We start from the raw sequence: 17220 nt of genomic DNA on the forward strand, positions 1-17220 counted from the left end.
ATGGCACACAAAATTATCCGTAGCGCAGATTTTACTGCCACCCGCGCTTGGGGCGGTTTGGATATCACTGAAATGAATGGCATCAGCGTGCGGTTACATTGGACGGATGAGCCTTATAAATGGCATATCAATGATGGTGAGGAAGTTTTTGCTGTGATGAACGGCGTGGTGGAAATGCACTACAAAGAGCGCGGCGAAGCCAAAAGTGTGTTGCTAGAAACCGGTGACATTTTCTATGCCGGCATCGGCACCGAACACGTCGCGCACCCGCAAGGCGAAGCACGGATTTTGGTGATTGAAAAGGTGGGGAGTGTTTAAAAATAAAAAGAGCGGTCGGTTTTAAAAATGTTTTTATATCGACCGCTCTTTTTTATTCTTTTGCCAATTGTTTTTGAGGAGCGCCAATCTAAGGGACACAGATCAAATGAACAATTACAGCGCCTGTTTCACCGCCACATCCAGACCTGCTGTTGGGCGGCCAAGCAATTTCTCAAGGGTTTTGTCTTCTGAGAATAATGCACCGTTTGACGCATCCACATCCCATTGTGCAATTAAGCCTGCAAAGCCTTCATCTAATCCTGCTTGCACAAGTGCTGCGGCATAATCTGCTGCAGGAATATCCACGTAAGGGATTTCTTTACCGGTTTGTCTACTGATTTCTGCAGCAAGATCAGCTAATGTCCAGCTGGTTGATCCGGCAAGCTCGTAAGTTTGGTTTTCGTGGCCTTCACCTAGGGCGACATTTACGGCCGCTTCTGCAAGTTCTGCGCGAAGTACAGAGGAAATTTTGCCGTTTTTTGCTGAACCGTAGAAAGCATTATTTGCCAACGCCGCCGGGATGGACGCAGTATAGTTCTCTGTATACCAGCCATTGCGTAAAATGGTGTAAGTGATACCGGAGGCTTTTAATGCGGCTTCGGTTGCAACGTGTTCACCAGCAAGAGATTTGACGGTATTTTCATTAGTGGCGCCTAATAAACTGGTATAAATAATGTGTTTTACACCGGCTTTTTTTGCCGCTTCAATCACATTTTTATGTTGTTGAATTCGCTGCCCCACTTCACTGCTTGAGACTAAAATTAACGTATCCACGCCTTGTAACGCTTCTACTTGTCCTTCTGGTTTTGCATAATCAAATTTGCGGGCTTCTACGCCGGAAATTTTTTCCGGGGAACGCACAAGTGCGATGACGTTTGCGTGTTTTGCTTTTAATAAATTTAACGCGATTGCGCCGAATTGACCTGTTGCGCCGGTAATTGCGATAGTTTTCGTTGTCATGATGTTTTCCTTCTCGTTAAGTTTAAATTGAGTTTGAACATTTGATTGTTCGCTTGATGTGGCGTATTATATTTCAATACTTACTTTTAGGAAGTACTTACATAAACGTAAGTTTTGGGGTTTTTTGAAAATAATTTTTAATTGATTGATTTTTAAGGAATTAAAAATGGAAAAAGTTTTTGAGCGTGGCAATGTGTTGGCTTCTGCCTGTCCTTCCCGGCAAATTTTGCAGCATTTAACCAGTCGTTGGGGGGCGTTAGTATTGGTGAGCTTGCATTCCGGCACCAAGCGTTTTAGTGAACTTCGTCGCTCTATTGATGGCGTGAGCGAGCGTATGTTGACAAAAACCTTGCAGGAACTGGAAGCGGACGGCATGTTAATTCGCAAATCCTACAATACCGTGCCGCCGCAAGTGGATTACACCTTAACGGAATTCGGTTCGCAGGCGTCCAATAAAATGTTTGAGTTGGTGGATTGGTTGGAAACAAATCTTGACGGAATTTTGGCGAAGCAAGCCGCGAATCCGTAAGAACTACGGCATGATGGTTGCTAAAGTGCGGTGAAAAATCGACATGTTTTTCCACCGCACTTTTTTTCACCTTTCCTTTATCCCGCCTTGTGTTTTCAGTATAATGGCACACATTTTCTCCATCTAAATAGACAGAACATATTATGACAAAATTTAATGTAAAAACTTTCCAAGGCATGATTCTTGCCTTACAAGAATACTGGGCGAACCAAGGCTGTACCATTGTGCAACCCTTTGATATGGAAGTGGGCGCAGGTACCTCTCACCCGATGACCGCATTACGCGCGTTAGGTCCTGAGCCGATGGCGTTTGCTTATGTGCAACCTTCCCGCCGTCCGACCGATGGTCGCTATGGTGAAAACCCAAACCGTTTACAGCATTACTACCAATTCCAAGTGGTGATTAAACCCTCTCCGGACAATATTCAAGAATTGTATTTAGGTTCCCTTGAAATGCTTGGTTTTGACCCGACCAAAAACGACATTCGTTTTGTGGAAGATAACTGGGAAAACCCAACTTTAGGCGCATGGGGCTTGGGCTGGGAAGTGTGGTTAAACGGCATGGAAGTGACTCAATTTACCTATTTCCAACAAGTGGGCGGCTTAGAATGTAAACCGGTTACCGGCGAAGTAACTTACGGTTTAGAGCGTTTGGCAATGTACATTCAAGGCGTGGATTCCGTGTATGACTTAGTTTGGTCTGACGGCCCGCTTGGCAAAACCACTTACGGTGACGTATTCCATCAAAATGAAGTGGAACAATCCACCTACAACTTTGAATATGCCGACACCGATTTCTTATTCCATTGTTTCGATCAATATGAAAAAGAAGCGAAAAGCTTATTGGAATTAGAACGCCCGTTGCCACTGCCGGCTTACGAGCGCATTTTAAAAGCGGCACACAGTTTCAACTTGTTAGACGCGCGCAAAGCGATTTCCGTTACTGAGCGTCAACGCTACATTTTACGCATTCGTGCCCTTACTAAAGGCGTGGCGGAAGCCTATTATGCCAGCCGTGAAGCCTTAGGCTTCCCGGGTTGTAAAAAATAAAGCGAAAAGTCACCGCACTTTATGTGTTAACACCGTGATATAAGGAGAACATCATGAAAGATTTTCAATACCCCGACGATATTTACACCGAAGCTGAACCGGACGAAAACACGCTAGCGAATTTAGGGCCTTTAGCGCCTATGGCGGGAATTTGGAAAGGAAAGCGTGGGCTTGATATCAACCCGAAAGCTGAAGGGGCAGTGAAAGATCCTTATATCGAATATTACGAATTACAACCGATTGATGCGCAAACCAATGGGCCGCAATTGTTTTATGGCTTGCGCTATCACACGCATATTGTGCAGCCTGATGAAGTGGAAACCTTTCACGATCAAGTAGGCTATTGGTTATGGGAGCCGGCAACAGGCAATATTTCCTTGTCGTTGAGTATTCCACGTGGACAAAGCCTCATTGCCACCGGTAATGCTGCGGCAGATGCGAAAGAGTTTACGCTAAAAGCCGTGCGAGGCTCTTTAACGAATGGCATTATCTCGAATCCGTTTTTAGAACAATCTTTCACGACAGAAAGCTATGAAATTACGGTGAAAATTCATGAAGATGGTACTTGGTCTTACGATCAAATTACCACGATGATTATCCCGAATTACGACAAGCCGTTTGAGCATCGCGATCGTAACCGTTTAACCAAAATCGCTGAACCGACATTAAATCCGACCGCACTTGCTGTGGCAAATAAAAAGTAAGGTATTGCGATGAAACCTATTCTTTATTATGCCGAGCAATGTCCCGATACAGCCCCGTTTGTGGCGGAATTAAAACGTCTTGGTGTGGAATATGAGAAAGTGGAAGTTTTATCTTCTATTCCTAATTTGAAACAATGGTTGCGTTTACGTGATCGTCATCCTGCATTTGATGAGGTGAAAGCACAAGGTTATGCCGGCTTCCCTGCGTTATTGTTGGACGATGATCGCGTTATCTTGGATCAAACCCAATTAAAAACTGTTTTTGCTTGATATGAGCACCATGCTTAAACTCGCTAAATTTTGATAAACCTCGTTCAATTTTATTAAATCCATTTTATGAAAAAGAGACATTCTCAACCTACATTCATTGCGCTGTTTGTGGCGTTAAACGTAACCCCAGTGGCTTTTGCCGGACAGGTCTATTCCGGTGTGGATTATCAATATTTTCGTGATTTTGCCGAGAATAAAGGTAAGTTTACGCCCGGTGCGCAAAATATAGAGGTGGTGAATAAAAAAGGCGAGTCTGTCGGCACTATGATGCAAAACGCACCGATGATGGATTTTTCGGTGGTTAGCCGTAATGGTGTGGCAGCGCTGGTGGGTGATCAATATATCGTTAGCGTGGCACATAATGTGGGTTATAGCGGTGTTGACTTTGGCATGGAGGGTAGTAACCCCGATCAGCACCGATTCGGTTATAACATCGTTAAACGAAATAATTATAAAAACGACCCTACTCACCCTTACATGACGGACTATCATAACCCTCGTTTAACCAAATTCGTCACGGAAGCTGCGCCGATAGAAATGGTGTCAAAGATGCAGGGTAGCATCTATGGCGATTTAGAAAAGTATCCAATGCGGGTACGAATTGGTAGCGGTCGGCAAGTTGTGCGTGATGCTCAGGACAAGGATACAGAGGTTTCAGGCGCATACCACTACAGAACCGCAGGTAATACGTTTATGCAAGGCTGGGCGAACAATGGTGAGGTCAGTTTAAGCGGTGATGTGCGTTATCCGAATCAATATGGTCCGTTACCCATTTCAGGTTCTAGCGGTGACAGTGGTTCACCGATGTTTATTTATGATAAAACCGCAGGAAAATGGCTGTTAAACGGTGTATTGCGTAGCGGACACCCTTATGAAGGCAAAGAGAATACCTACCAAATTGCACGTAAGAATTATTTGGATGAAATCATTGCAAGAGATTTGGTCACGGTATTTGAAGCTACAGCAGCCTCTTATGACTGGACAACAGACGGCAATGGCAGTGGCACCTTAACCAAAGGTAGCCGTGCTGTTACGACCACACCACTGGCCAATTACAGCCTACCTTCTTCCGGTAGAGATGAATCTTTTGGATATGGCGGACCAAACCCTTATATGCCGGCACAGCATCACGGTAAGAACATTTACTTTGGAAATATGCAAAGTGGCACGATAACCCTGAAAAATAATATCGATCAAGGCGCCGGTGGGTTGACCTTTGAAGGGGATTTTGTGGTGCAGCCTACCACCGATGAAACCTGGAAAGGTGCTGGCGTTTCAGTGGGGGAAGGCAGTACGGTCACATGGAAAGTCAAAAATCCGGCAGGCGATCGTTTGTCTAAAATTGGGCAAGGCACGTTGTTGGTTAATGGCAAAGGCGAAAACCTTGGCGATATCAGTGTAGGGGATGGTGTTGTCGTTTTAAATCAACAAGCAGACGAGCAAGGCAAAAAACAAGCCTTTAATCAATTAGGCATTGTGAGCGGTCGCCCAACGGTGAAATTAGAAAGTGACGACCAAGTCAATCCAAACAATATTTATTTCGGTTTCCGCGGTGGTCGTTTAGATCTCAACGGTCATTCGCTTACCTTTAATCGCATTCAAAATACCGATGAAGGCGCACAAATTGTCAACCACAACAAAGACACGGCAGCCACTGTCACGCTTCTTGGTAATGTACAAATCAATAATGAAAAGAACATTAATCAATCCAAAGCCACCGCATTTAACGGTTGGTTTGGTGAAACCAATGCGGCACTTCACAATGGTCGATTAAATGTCGCTTATCAACCTACGAACGCCGACAGTGTCTTTTTATTGTCAGGCGGAAGCAATTTAAAAGGCAATATTACACAAGAAAACGGCACGTTAGTTTTTAGCGGTCGCCCAACGCCTCATGCTTACAACCACTTGAATAGACCTGCGCTCATTGGTCGACCACAAGGCGAAGTGGTGATGGACGATGACTGGCTAAGCCGTACCTTTAAAGCGGAAAAATACATTATTAACGGTGGAAGTGCGGTCGTTTCTCGAAACGTTTCTGCGATAAACGGCGATTGGCAATTAAGCAACAACGCCAATGCTACATTGGGAGTTACCGATAAACAGGCGAATTTCATTTGTGCCCGTTCTGACTGGACGGGGCTGACCAAATGCGCCAACCAAACCTTATCTGATAAAGTCTTTGCGAGCATTGAGCGTAGCAAAATCAATGGTAATTTTGTCCTGAACGACAGTGCGAAATTATCGGTTGTAGGACTTGCAGATGTTATGGGTAATGTGGTGTTAAACGGGCAAACTCAATATCACTTGGCACATAAAGCCACTCAAACTGGCACGCTTGCGCTGAATAACCAAACTGTGGCAACGGTTGAAAATGCGACTTTGACGGGCGATGCAACGCTTTCTGATCAGGCAAAATTAAACTTCATTAACGCTCGTTTTGATCATCAAATTCAGGGCAGCAAAGAGACGCTGGTTTCTTTGTCAGACAATGCAAACTGGATGTTACCGAACAGCACAACAATAGGTAATTTAAGCCTCAATAACGGGCAAGTGACCCTTGGTGCGGATATTGCATCTCAAGCGAATGATCAAATATTTAAGAAACTTACGGTGTTAGGTGATTTAAACGGAAAGGGAACGTTTAGTTACCCTACTCATTTGCAAGAAAATAAAGGCGCACATGTGACAGTGAATGGCTTGGCAACAGGTGATTTTGTGCTAAACGTACGCAATACCGGTGTAGAGCCTCAAACCTTGCAACAGCTCAGTTTATTGACTCTGATAAATGCTACTCAAACCGATAACGTCAAGGTTTCTTTGGCAAATGGCAAAGTCGATGTGGGAACCTATCGCTACGAGCTGAAAAATGATAATCACGATTACCGTTTATACAATCCGAAAAAAGAACTGGAGTTGGAAGAACAGGCTCGTTTAGAGGAAGAGAAGCGCAAAGCGGAAGAAGCACGAATCGCCGAAGAGAAACGTAAAGCAGAAGAAAAACGACTTGCTGAGGAGAGACGCAAGGCAGAAGAAGCGGCAAAAACCGCTGAAGAGAAACGTAAGCTAGAGGAAGCGCTTCGAATCGCGGAAGAAAAGCGTAAAGCGGAAGAAGCTCGAATTGCGGAAAATAAACGTAAAGCAGAGGAAGCTGCACGAATCGAGGCAGAAAAACGTAAAGCCGAACAAAAACGCAAAGCAGATGGGCAAACGCAAAAAGAGATGATCAGCCGTTATTCAAATAGCGCCTTATCCGAGTTGTCTGCAAGTGTGAATGGCGCCTTGCTCATTATTGATGAATTAAATAAACATCTTGTTGGAGAGAGCCGATCTCACGTTTGGGCAAATACGGTTCGTGCTTCTCGTCATTATGAGGCAGATGAATTCCGTGGTTACAAGCAAGAAAGCTATTTAACCCAGTTAGGGACACAACATATTGATGACAATTACCGCGTCGGTTTATTGTTCTCTCATGCCCGAGCGAAGAATACTTTTGATGACAATATCGGTGGGAAAAATCGCCTGACCATGTTGTCTGCTTTTGGCAAATATGATTTTGCTAACGGCTTGAACATCACAGCAGACATGAGTTATGGCTCAAGTGCGGGTGAAATTCGAGGTGAATTGCAAGATGCGGATATTCAACGCCATATTGTCGCTTTAGGCGCAGGAGTGGGATACCAAATCAATTTAGGCAAACTTGCTGTTAAACCGAATATGAGTCTTCATCGCTACCACATTTCCGGCGAAAATTACCAATACGAGCAATCAGAAATTCATGTGCCGGCGGCGAATTTTAATGTTTACCAAGCGGGCGTGACGGTGGATTATTCGTTTATGCCATGGCAAGGCGTAACCCTTCGTCCATCACTTGGCGTAAATTATGTGGATGCCTCTGATTCCAAACTCACCGTGCAGTTAAATCAGGCGCCATTGATGCAACGTTTTGATCGTTATTGGCAACAAGAAATTGGCTTAAGTGCTGATTTAGGCGGTTGGCAGGTTAGCACCTATGCTGCCCAATCTCGCGGCAAACAGTTGGATAAACAACATCAGTTTGGTTTGAAAGTAGGGTATCGTTGGTAAAGCAATCGAACCCGACAGAAACAAGCACGAAAGATGATAGCATTGTGCGGTTATCGAGTTATTCTTATTTAGAAAGGTAAAAAAGATGAAAAAAACACCTCAAATTCTGACCGCACTTTTGCTTGGTTCTGCCTTTGCGGGCGGTGTATTTGCCGAGGAACATCGCCTAAATACACCGAGTGCAGAGTATGAACTTGAGAAAGTCTTAATTTTCAGCCGTCATGGATTACGCTCGCCGGTGGAAAAAGATCCGCAAGAAATGGCAAAATATTCTCCGTATGCGTGGGCGAAATGGGATGTGCCATCCGGTCATCTCACGGCAAAAGGTACCGTGCTAGAAACCTATTTCGGGCAATATTTAGGGCAATGGCTTGCGGATAAAGGGTTATTAACAACAGAACGTTGTGCATCGGGCGAAGGCATTTTCGCTTATGCGAATGGTGTGCAACGCACAATTGCAACAGGTCAGGCGATTGTTTCTGGCGCATTTGCAGGCTGTAATGTTCAACTGCAACATCACGGTAAAATTGGTTCAGAAAAAGATCTGATTTTTAATACACAGGCGCATAATCCAAGTAAAACCTTGATTGAATCTGCAAAAAATAATGTTGATTTAACCGCTTTACAGCAAAAATTAGCGCCAAATTATGCGTTATTAAGTGAAATCATCGATTATAAAAATTCACCAAACTGTTTGCAAAAAGGCGAGTGTGATTTAGGTGGGAAAGTCGGTGAATACAGTATTAAAGACGGAAAGTCGGTCAAAATTACGGGTTCTATTAGCACCGGGAAGAAAATTGTCAGTGCATTATTGCTCGCGCATTATGTGGGTAAACCTGATTCAGAAATTGCAAACAGCAATGTTGATAGCCAAGAAAAATGGCGTGCAATTAACGAAATTAAAAACGAATATTACCGCACTTTATTTAAAAACAATGAAGCGCTGGCACAAAATGTCTCGTATCCGTTGTTAGCATTTATTCAGCAACAGCTGAATAGTGAAAACAAAATTAACGTATTGGTTGGACACGATTCGAATATCGTCGCTCTGCTTGCGGCACTAGGCGTTGAGCCTTATGAGTTGAATGATTCATTGGAAAATATCCCAATCGGTGGCAAGTTGCTATTTGAAGTGTGGAAGCACAAACCCAGTGGTAAGTTCAAATTTAAGTTAGATTATGTGTATCAAACTACTGAACAGCTGATTAACATCACGCCATTAAGTTTAGCGACACCACCAAACCGAACAGCATTAACCCTCAAAGGCTGTGAAAAAGATGAAAATGGTTTTTGTGATTACGAGCGTTTTCAACAGGTGTTGAGTGAGAGTGTTGGAAACAGCAAGCTATCGGGAAGTAGATAATTCTGATATTCATATCGCGGAATATATGATGGTGTTGCCAAGTAAAGAAGTGCTGGAACAACGGTTGCATTTGGCGGTAGAAAGGGCGAGAGAGCGGTTTTGGATTCAACATAACTAAAAAGGATAAATATGACTAAATATCAGGATTCATCAAATAATGTAACCTTTGGTTCGGACTCTCCGATTATGAAGGATATTAAAGGGGATGTGATATATAAACCAGGTGGTGATGTGATTGTTAATCCACCACAAGAAAAAACTGTAAAAGCTTTCATAGAATGTTCAGATGAAGAATTAAGAGAATATGCTTTTGAATTAGCTGAACGTTTTAAAAAAGAAAGATCTGAAAAAAAGAAATTAGTTAAAGAACGTTCTATTAAGTTATTTTTAATAACTGTAGCTATACTTATCATAGCTACAATATATGTAGTCATTAAAAGCCAAGATAAACATATATTAGATATAGCAGTATTTTTAGTTGCTGTATTATCAATAGTTATCGGATATGCTGCCTTTTTAGGTATATCAACTCCCAATAAAATTGAAAAACAATATCTTGCCACAGCACAAAATATTATTGATGAACTAGATTTTAGACAAAATAAATCTTATTCGGAAGAAATTAGAAAAAAATTTAAATAACATTTTAGAGAAACAAAATGACAACCCAAAACTTCCTAGTAGAAATCGGCACAGAAGAGCTGCCACCAAAAGCTCTCAAAACATTAGCGACCTCTTTTGCGGATAACGTTGAGGCGGAATTAAACCAAGCAGGTTTATCATTCGACAAAATCGAATGGTTTGCGGCGCCGCGTCGTTTGGCGGTGAAAGTGTTGAACTTAGCCACACAGCAACCGAGCAAAGAAATCGAAAAACGCGGGCCCGCAGTCTCTGCAGCTTTTGATGCAGAAGGTAAACCAACTAAAGCGGCAGAAGGCTGGGCGCGTGGTTGTGGTATTACCGTTGAGCAAGCAGAACGCATTGCAACCGATAAAGGCGAATGGCTCGTTCACCGTGCGAAAATTGAAGGTCAACCGACTAAAAACTTGCTTAACGGCATTGTGGCAAATGCGTTGGCAAAATTGCCAATTCCAAAACCAATGCGTTGGGCAGATAAAACTGTGCAATTTATTCGCCCTGTTCACACGGTAACTATGTTGTTAGGTGATGAATTAATCGAAGGCGAAATTTTAGGTGTGGCAAGTGCGCGCACCATTCGCGGTCACCGTTTCTTAGGCGAGAAAGAATTTGAAATTCAACATGCAGACCAATATCCACAATTATTGCGTGAAAAAGGTTCTGTAGTAGCAGATTTCAACGAGCGTAAAGCCGAAATTTTGTCAAAATCTCAAGCAAAAGCGACCGCACTTGGCGGCGTGGCTGACATTGAAGAAAGCTTGCTTGAAGAAGTGACTTCATTGGTGGAATATCCAAACGTCTTATCGGCAAAATTTGAAGAACGCTTCTTAGCGGTGCCTGCGGAAGCTTTGGTTTACACCATGAAAGGCGACCAAAAATATTTCCCAATTTATGATAAAAATGGCAAATTATTACCGCACTTTATTTTTGTATCAAACATCAACCCAGAAGATCCAACAGCGATTATCGAAGGGAACGAAAAAGTGGTTCGCCCACGTTTAACCGATGCGGAATTCTTCTTCAAAACCGACTTAAAACAAAAACTGGTCGATCGTTTACCACGTTTAGAAACCGTGTTATTCCAACAACAGCTCGGTACATTGAAAGACAAAACTGACCGTATTGAGCAACTGGCAGGCGAAATTGCAAAACAAATCGGCGCAGATGAAGCGAAAGCAAAACGTGCCGGCTTACTGTCAAAATGTGACTTAATGACCAACATGGTGTTTGAATTCACCGATACGCAAGGTGTCATGGGGATGCACTATGCCCGTCATGATGGTGAAGATGAAGAGGTCGCAGTGGCGTTAAACGAACAATATATGCCACGCTTTGCCGGTGATGAATTACCAAAATCACTCGTGGCAAGTGCGGTCGCTTTAGCGGATAAATTTGATACCTTAACGGGGATCTTTGGTATCGGACAAGCGCCGAAAGGCAGTGCAGACCCGTTCGCCCTTCGTCGTGCAGCATTAGGTGCGTTACGCATTATCGTGGAGAAAAAACTACCGCTTGACTTGGAAGACTTAGTGAAAAAATCTATTGATGCATACAATAGCATTTCTATTAGCAAGTTCAATAAACTCGATATTGAAACTCAAGCACAGGTTATGTTTGGAGAACGTTTTAAAGGTATTGAGAAAGAAGTGGTGGACTTCATGCTTGGTCGTTTCCGTGCATGGTACCAAGATGAAGGCATTGCGGTGGATGTGATTCAAGCGGTATTGGCGCGTCGTCCAACCCGTCCGGCTGATTTTGATGCGCGTGTGCGTGCGGTTTCACATTTCCGTACACTTGATTCTGCGGAAGCTTTGGCAGCTGCTAATAAACGTGTGGCGAATATTTTGGCGAAAGCGGAAGACGACATTGGCACAATTGATGTGGCGTTATGCGTTGAACCGGCAGAACAAGTGCTTGCGCAAAGCGTGTTAAGTCTGGCGAAAGAGGTTCAGCCGTTAATCGCACAAGGCGAATACACGGCGGTGTTGGATAAACTCGCCGGCTTGCGTCAACCGGTAGATAACTTCTTTGACAATGTGATGGTGAATGCGGAAGACGCGAAATTGCGTCAAAACCGTTTAGCCATTTTGAACACGTTGCAAGGTTTGTTCTTACAAGTGGCGGATATTTCGTTGTTGCAATAAAAGATAAAAGTGCGGTCACAAAATCATGTGTTTTTTCCACCGCACTTTCCGTATAAAAAAAGCCGAATAGGATTATTCGGCTTTTTCTTTAGATCTTCTATCAAGAAATTATTTATTCTTTCCTTCCAAATACAACCACTCTGCCACTTGTTTGGCGAAGTAAGTCAAAATACCGTCAGCGCCGGCTCGTTTGAAGCAAAGTAAAGATTCCATGATACATTCTTTTTCTTTTAACCAGCCGTTTTGAATGGCGGCCATGTGCATGGCGTATTCACCGGAAACTTGGTAGGCAAAGGTTGGTACGCCGAATTGTTGTTTTACGCGATAGACCAAATCTAAATATGGCATACCCGGTTTCACCATCACCATATCGGCACCTTCCTCCAAGTCTAATGCCACCTCTTGTAAGCCTTCGTCGCTGTTAGCCGGATCTAATTGATAGGTCTTTTTATCGCTGCCTTTTAAGTTACCGGAAGAGCCCACAGCGTCACGGAACGGGCCGTAATAGTTGGAGGCATATTTAGCGGAGTAAGCCATGATGAGGGTGTTAATAAAGCCTTTTTCTTCCAAAGCGTTGCGGATTCTGCCGATTCGGCCATCCATCATATCGCTTGGTGCGACCACATCTGCGCCGGCTTCTGCGTGGGACAGGGCTTGTTTGATTAATACCTCGGTGGTGATGTCGTTCAGTACGTAGCCTTCTTCGTCGATAATGCCGTCTTGTCCGTGCACGGTGTAAGGGTCAAGCGCCACATCGGTTAACACGCCAAGGTCAGGATAGGCGGATTTCAGTGCTTTCACTGCGCGTTGCACCAAGCCGTTCGGGTTATAGGCTTCTTCCGCCATTAAGGATTTTTTCGCCTGTTCTACCACAGGAAATAGCGCAATCACCGGAACGCCGTATTTCACTAATAAACCTGCTTCAACTAACAGTTGGTCGATGGTTAAACGTTCTACGTTTGGCATGGAAGGCACGGCTTCACGATGATTTTCGCCTTCAATAATAAATACGGGATAAATCAGATCATCAACAGTTAGTTTGTGTTCCGCCATCAAGCGGCGACTAAAATCCTGTTTACGCATACGGCGTAAACGGCGGGTTGGAAAACCGGTAAAAATTTGTTGTGTCATATTATCTCCCGAATTGAATTAGTGATTAGATGTGTTGTTTTCTTCTTGAGCGGTTTCATTTTCTTCACGCGGACGGTAGAAGCGGGAGAAAAGAATGCCCACTTCAAATAACAAACACATCGGAATGGCGAGCAGGGTTTGTGAGAACACATCCGGCGGAGTTAAAAGCATGCCGATAAAGAACGCACCCACAATAATGTAAGGGCGTTTGGCTTTTAAATCTTCTGGCGTGGTGACTCCTGTCCAGCACAGCAAAATGATAGCAACAGGCACTTCAAAACAAATGCCGAAAGCCAGGAATAGAGTAAGAACAAAATCTAAGTAGCTACTGATGTCCGTGGCGATCGAGACGCCTTCCGGTGCTGTTTTTGTTAAAAAGCTAAACACTAATGGAAAGACAACATAGTAAGCAAAGGCTACGCCTAGATAAAACAACAGCGTGCTGGAAAATAGCAGCGGATAAATGAGGCGTTTTTCATGCTGATATAATGCCGGTGCCACAAACGCCCAAATTTGGTAGAGCAAAAATGGGACTGAAATAAAAATAGCGACAACCCCAGTCAGTTTAATCGGGGTGAAAAACGGCGTTGCAATGTTGGTGGCAATCATACTGGAGCCGTTTGGCAAGTTTGCGGTTAACGGTGCCGCCACAAAGTTATAAATTTCATTGGAGAAGTAAACAAGCGCGATAAATATCACCGCAACAAAAATAATGCTGCGTAATAAACGATTGCGTAGTTCTACTAAGTGAGTGATAAGGGGTTGAGTATCGTCAACGCTGGTCATAAGTTATCCTGATGTGAGGCTGCCCCGCAAAGCACGGTTAACTTTTGTCTGAGGCTTTGTCTGACGTGTCCGATTCCGTGTGAGCTGGTAGCGGGTTGTCCGGATCATATTGATTGATGTAGTAGGCGAGTTTCTCGTCTAATTCAATTTCTTCTTGCTCCGCCTGTTCTGCCGGAGAAAGAGCGGTTATATTTTCCGTTGTTTCTTCTTTTGGTGTTTCTAAAGCGACAGTATCCAATGCGGGCGTTTCTGTTTGTAGCGATTCAGTGAGATTTTCTACCGCACTTTTATCCGCCTGCACCTGCTTCAATTCATTGATTTGATCTTGAAGTGTTGTGTTGGTCTCATTGGCTTTTTGTTCTAGCTCAGAGCGTAGCTTGTCAGCGGAAGCTTTAAGTTCTTCCACGGTTTTGCCTAATTCCGGCGACAACGCCTTGAGGTTTAAACTTTCCGCTTTTTTGATGCTGTCTTGTAATTCCTGCAATTTCAGCTCTTGTTTTAGTTCATTTTGGACGTTCGCCGCCAGGCCGCGAATTGTGCGCACCCAACCCATTACGGTACGAATCGCCACCGGTAAACGTTGTGGGCCTAGTACTACTAAGCCCACAATGCAAACTAATACAATCTCGGAAAAACCAATATCAAACACGGATTATGCCTGTTCTTTTTCTTTGTTTTTTTCTTGTTCCGGTTGTGCGCTTTGTTTTTGTTCCACTTTGTCGAAACTTGCGTCAGCCGGTTTGGCTTCTTCGTTCATAGCTTTTTTGAAGCCTTTTACTGATTCACCTAAATCAGTACCTAAACTACGTAATTTTTTCGTACCGAACAGTAACACGATAATTAAGACTAAAATCGCTAATTGCCAAATGCTAATACCGCCCATAAAAACCTCGTCATTCTATAAAAGTAATAAATAAAAAACGTGCGAAACTATACCCGTTTTACGCAGTTTGAACAATAGCTCGGCAGGATTATTTTTGTATTTCTTGATTTAGTTCATATTGGGTTAATGCCTTGGTGGATAAGGCTTAACGTAATAGTTATCAGCATGGATTTATTGTAAAAAACAAATGGAAAAAGCACCGCACTTAACCGAGCAGACTTTTGCCTGTGGTAATTGGAATAAAAGAAAAAGGCGCACATTTAAAATGTACGCCTTAGATGAGATAGGTTTGCGGTTAAGCTTGCGAACCTGCTTTTAATTTCTCAATCGTTTCTTTATTGAAGAAATAATGCGTGCCACAGCATTCGCATTGCATATCGATGGTACCTTGGTGTTCAGCAAGAATATGGTCAATTTCTTCTTCCGAAATTAATAACAAGGCAGCGCCTGAACGTTCTTGCGAACAGCCACAGTGGAAGGTCACCGATTGTGGCGCGAAGAGTTCAACGGTTTCTTCGTGGTATAGGCGGTACAACAATTCTTCTGCGCTTAAGCCAAAAATCTCGTCGTCTTTAATGGTGGCGGTTAAGGTAGCTAAATGCTCAAAATCGTCCGGTGAGCCTGAACCATCCGGGACAATTTGTAATAACATGCCGGCGGCGACCGGTTTGCCGTCATATTCACCACTGCGGATAATCAGTTGTGTTTGGAGTTGTTCGGAACGGACGAAATAGTCTTCCAAACATTCACTGATGGTCGGTTTGTCCAGTGGTACGATTCCTTGATAGCGTTCGCCTTCTTTCGGTGCAATGGTGATCACCAACACGCCTTTACCGATCATTTGGTGTAGGCTCATGTTGTTATCAATATCGCCTTGCAAACGGGCAAGCGCACGGATTTGTTGCTGATCGTTGCCGTTGATTAATGCCAGTTTTAATGGGCCGTCGCCTTGAATTTGCACAGTGATGTCGCCGTTAAATTTTAAGGTGGCGGTCAGCAAACTGGTGGCGACCATCATTTCGCCTAATAAATTGCGCACGGCTTGCGGGTAATGATGGGTATTTAAGGTGTCGTTGAACGTTTGATTTAAGCGTACCCATTCGCCACGCACTGCGCGGTCTTTGAATAGGTAACGATAAAGTTGGTCGTTGTCTTTGGTATAAGTGGTCATCTTTTATTCCTAATTGAATGTTATTCGCCAAATATAGGGGCGTTTCCCTCGATTACAAGGTGGCGCTTATACTTGGTTTTGATGTTTGAATTTAAGTAAATCGCGACGTTCTTTTTTGTCCGGGCGGCGATCCGGATGCGGCATGGACAGCGCGTTCATTTTGCGTGCCATGGCAAGTTTTTCTCGATTGGCAAGGCTTTGTTCCGTTTCGCGATAAAGCAGTTGCGCTTCCGGTGCGCCTCGCCGTTGAGTGGAAAGCGCCAACACAACGATTTCTTTTTCGTCACTGCCTTGGCGTATTTTTAGGGTGGCGCCTACTTCCACGATTTTATTCGGTTTGCTGCGTTGCCCGTTGTAATGGACTTTGCCTCCGTCAATCATTTCTTTGGCGAGTGTGCGGGTTTTGTAAAAACGCGCTGCCCACAGCCATTTGTCCAAACGCACTGCTTCTTTTTCTTCTTCCATTTGAGAATGTTTTGCCATGTTGCCGCGTCCTTACAGTAAAGTGCGGTAGTTTTTGACGGAGAAATGACGCTCAAAGGATTTGTCCGCCAATGTACTGTCCGGGTTTTCCACGCCGATGGTGTAGGCGATGCCAAATTTTTTAGCGCTATCCAACACCGGTTCTGTGTCGTCAATAAAAAGGGTTCGGCTCGGATCGAATGGCGTGAATTGTTGCAAACGTTGCCACAAAGACTGTTCCACTTTGGGCGCATTAAACTGATGGCTGGAAAGCAACAAATCAAAGTGCGGTGCTAAATCGCAGTGTTTTAATTTTTCTGCCAAACTAAACGGGTGGCTGTCGGTGAGCAAAATTAATTTTTTGCGGCGTTCGCGGGCGGCTTGTAAAAACGGATAAACATCCGATCGCACTTTGATGTAATCGCGCTGTTGTTGTAACAATTCGCGCAACGGTAAATCTAAATTTTTCGCCCAAAAATCAATGCAATACCATTGCATACTGAATTCCACCTGCTGATAACGACGATGGATCAGTTCGCGACTTTTTTCCACAGAAAGCTTGAATTTGTCGGCATATGCCTGCGGCACCACCTTTTTCCAGAAACGATGATCGAAATACAGATCGATTAGCGTGCCGTCTAAATCTAGAATCACGGTGTCGATTGCTTGCCAGTCAAATTTTTGTTGCGCCATCCCTGTTGTGGTCCCTTTTCTTTGTAAAAATA

General features: G+C 43.8%; 18 protein-coding genes. 10 read left to right on the plus strand and 8 right to left on the minus strand.

Going from position 1 to position 17220, the window contains the following annotated elements; all coding sequences use genetic code 11:
• Positions 1-318, plus strand: a complete 318-nt coding sequence (locus DK415_RS08425) for a cupin domain-containing protein (protein WP_109433244.1) — start codon at positions 1-3, stop codon at positions 316-318.
• Between the two features lie 114 nt (positions 319-432).
• Here DK415_RS08425 and DK415_RS08430 read toward each other — a convergent pair whose 3' ends face one another.
• Positions 433-1278, minus strand: a complete 846-nt coding sequence (locus DK415_RS08430; protein ID WP_109433245.1) for an SDR family oxidoreductase — start codon at positions 1276-1278, stop codon at positions 433-435.
• 166 nt (positions 1279-1444) lie between these two features.
• Here DK415_RS08430 and DK415_RS08435 point away from each other — a divergent pair, with 166 nt between their 5' ends.
• From DK415_RS08435 to glyS, 9 genes are all read left to right on the plus strand, one after another.
• Positions 1445-1807 carry a winged helix-turn-helix transcriptional regulator gene (locus tag DK415_RS08435; RefSeq protein ID WP_109433246.1) on the plus strand — a complete coding sequence of 121 codons (363 nt, stop codon included), beginning with the start codon at positions 1445-1447 and terminating at the stop codon, positions 1805-1807.
• Positions 1808-1947: 140 nt separating this feature from the next.
• Positions 1948-2856 (plus strand): glycine--tRNA ligase subunit alpha, encoded by a 909-nt coding sequence (glyQ, locus tag DK415_RS08440; RefSeq protein ID WP_048749789.1) that lies wholly within the window; start codon positions 1948-1950, stop codon positions 2854-2856.
• Positions 2857-2909: 53 nt separating this feature from the next.
• Positions 2910-3560, plus strand: coding sequence for an FABP family protein (locus DK415_RS08445; RefSeq protein ID WP_109433247.1), 651 nt, complete (start codon positions 2910-2912; stop codon positions 3558-3560).
• A gap of 9 nt (positions 3561-3569) precedes the next feature.
• Positions 3570-3830, plus strand: a complete 261-nt coding sequence (locus DK415_RS08450) for a hypothetical protein (RefSeq protein ID WP_048749786.1) — start codon at positions 3570-3572, stop codon at positions 3828-3830.
• A 66-nt stretch (positions 3831-3896) separates the two neighbouring features.
• The gene (locus DK415_RS08455; protein WP_109433248.1) at positions 3897-7916 is read left to right on the plus strand and encodes a S6 family peptidase; all 4020 of its coding nucleotides are present in this window, start codon (positions 3897-3899) and stop codon (positions 7914-7916) included.
• Positions 7917-8001: 85 nt separating this feature from the next.
• Complete coding sequence (locus tag DK415_RS08460; RefSeq protein ID WP_109433249.1) at positions 8002-9279, plus strand: histidine-type phosphatase; 1278 nt, start codon at positions 8002-8004, stop codon at positions 9277-9279.
• Positions 9245-9397, plus strand: coding sequence for a hypothetical protein (locus DK415_RS09475; protein WP_162540480.1), 153 nt, complete (start codon positions 9245-9247; stop codon positions 9395-9397). The genes DK415_RS08460 and DK415_RS09475 overlap by 35 nt, the downstream gene beginning before the upstream one ends.
• An 11-nt stretch (positions 9398-9408) precedes the next feature.
• Positions 9409-9921 (plus strand): hypothetical protein, encoded by a 513-nt coding sequence (locus DK415_RS08465; protein WP_109433250.1) that lies wholly within the window; start codon positions 9409-9411, stop codon positions 9919-9921.
• Positions 9922-9938: 17 nt separating this feature from the next.
• Positions 9939-12062, plus strand: coding sequence for a glycine--tRNA ligase subunit beta (gene glyS / locus DK415_RS08470; RefSeq protein WP_109433251.1), 2124 nt, complete (start codon positions 9939-9941; stop codon positions 12060-12062).
• Between the two features lie 108 nt (positions 12063-12170).
• Here the strand turns inward: glyS and hemB are convergent, their stop codons facing one another.
• The 7 genes from hemB to yrfG all read right to left on the minus strand — a co-directional run bounded on the left by hemB (position 12171) and on the right by yrfG (position 17188).
• On the minus strand, positions 12171-13193 hold the full coding sequence (hemB, locus tag DK415_RS08475) for a porphobilinogen synthase (RefSeq protein ID WP_109433252.1): 1023 nt from the start codon (positions 13191-13193) through the stop codon (positions 12171-12173).
• 18 nt (positions 13194-13211) lie between these two features.
• Entirely contained in the window at positions 13212-13979 is a 768-nt protein-coding gene (gene tatC, locus DK415_RS08480) for a Sec-independent protein translocase subunit TatC (RefSeq protein WP_048749774.1), read from the minus strand.
• Positions 13980-14016: 37 nt separating this feature from the next.
• Positions 14017-14628 (minus strand): Sec-independent protein translocase protein TatB, encoded by a 612-nt coding sequence (gene tatB, locus DK415_RS08485; RefSeq protein WP_109433253.1) that lies wholly within the window; start codon positions 14626-14628, stop codon positions 14017-14019.
• A gap of 3 nt (positions 14629-14631) precedes the next feature.
• Positions 14632-14862 (minus strand): Sec-independent protein translocase subunit TatA, encoded by a 231-nt coding sequence (tatA, locus tag DK415_RS08490; protein ID WP_109433254.1) that lies wholly within the window; start codon positions 14860-14862, stop codon positions 14632-14634.
• A gap of 295 nt (positions 14863-15157) precedes the next feature.
• Positions 15158-16033: an Hsp33 family molecular chaperone HslO gene (gene hslO / locus DK415_RS08495; RefSeq protein ID WP_109433255.1), complete on the minus strand. Its 876-nt coding sequence runs from the start codon at positions 16031-16033 to the stop codon at positions 15158-15160.
• 66 nt (positions 16034-16099) lie between these two features.
• Positions 16100-16516 (minus strand): ribosome-associated heat shock protein Hsp15, encoded by a 417-nt coding sequence (gene hslR, locus DK415_RS08500; RefSeq protein ID WP_109433256.1) that lies wholly within the window; start codon positions 16514-16516, stop codon positions 16100-16102.
• 12 nt (positions 16517-16528) lie between these two features.
• Positions 16529-17188: a GMP/IMP nucleotidase gene (gene yrfG / locus DK415_RS08505; RefSeq protein ID WP_109433257.1), complete on the minus strand. Its 660-nt coding sequence runs from the start codon at positions 17186-17188 to the stop codon at positions 16529-16531.
• Between the last annotated feature and the right edge of the window lie 32 nt (positions 17189-17220).

Source organism: Aggregatibacter segnis, from assembly GCF_003130075.1.
GTDB classification, from domain to species: domain Bacteria; phylum Pseudomonadota; class Gammaproteobacteria; order Enterobacterales; family Pasteurellaceae; genus Aggregatibacter; species Aggregatibacter segnis_A.

What these genes read in the sequence shown, in the direction of transcription:
- hemB (WP_109433252.1), bottom strand. Translation starts at nt 13,193, where the DNA reads ATGACACAACAAATTTTTACCGGTTTTCCAACCCGCCGTTTACGCCGT.
- DK415_RS08425 (WP_109433244.1), top strand. Translation starts at nt 1, where the DNA reads ATGGCACACAAAATTATCCGTAGCGCAGATTTTACTGCCACCCGCGCT.
- glyS (WP_109433251.1), top strand. Translation starts at nt 9,939, where the DNA reads ATGACAACCCAAAACTTCCTAGTAGAAATCGGCACAGAAGAGCTGCCA.
- DK415_RS08450 (WP_048749786.1), top strand. Translation starts at nt 3,570, where the DNA reads ATGAAACCTATTCTTTATTATGCCGAGCAATGTCCCGATACAGCCCCG.
- DK415_RS08465 (WP_109433250.1), top strand. Translation starts at nt 9,409, where the DNA reads ATGACTAAATATCAGGATTCATCAAATAATGTAACCTTTGGTTCGGAC.
- DK415_RS08445 (WP_109433247.1), top strand. Translation starts at nt 2,910, where the DNA reads ATGAAAGATTTTCAATACCCCGACGATATTTACACCGAAGCTGAACCG.
- yrfG (WP_109433257.1), bottom strand. Translation starts at nt 17,188, where the DNA reads ATGGCGCAACAAAAATTTGACTGGCAAGCAATCGACACCGTGATTCTA.
- DK415_RS08430 (WP_109433245.1), bottom strand. Translation starts at nt 1,278, where the DNA reads ATGACAACGAAAACTATCGCAATTACCGGCGCAACAGGTCAATTCGGC.
- tatA (WP_109433254.1), bottom strand. Translation starts at nt 14,862, where the DNA reads ATGGGCGGTATTAGCATTTGGCAATTAGCGATTTTAGTCTTAATTATC.
- hslR (WP_109433256.1), bottom strand. Translation starts at nt 16,516, where the DNA reads ATGGCAAAACATTCTCAAATGGAAGAAGAAAAAGAAGCAGTGCGTTTG.
- DK415_RS08435 (WP_109433246.1), top strand. Translation starts at nt 1,445, where the DNA reads ATGGAAAAAGTTTTTGAGCGTGGCAATGTGTTGGCTTCTGCCTGTCCT.
- tatC (WP_048749774.1), bottom strand. Translation starts at nt 13,979, where the DNA reads ATGACCAGCGTTGACGATACTCAACCCCTTATCACTCACTTAGTAGAA.
- DK415_RS08460 (WP_109433249.1), top strand. Translation starts at nt 8,002, where the DNA reads ATGAAAAAAACACCTCAAATTCTGACCGCACTTTTGCTTGGTTCTGCC.
- DK415_RS08455 (WP_109433248.1), top strand. Translation starts at nt 3,897, where the DNA reads ATGAAAAAGAGACATTCTCAACCTACATTCATTGCGCTGTTTGTGGCG.
- hslO (WP_109433255.1), bottom strand. Translation starts at nt 16,033, where the DNA reads ATGACCACTTATACCAAAGACAACGACCAACTTTATCGTTACCTATTC.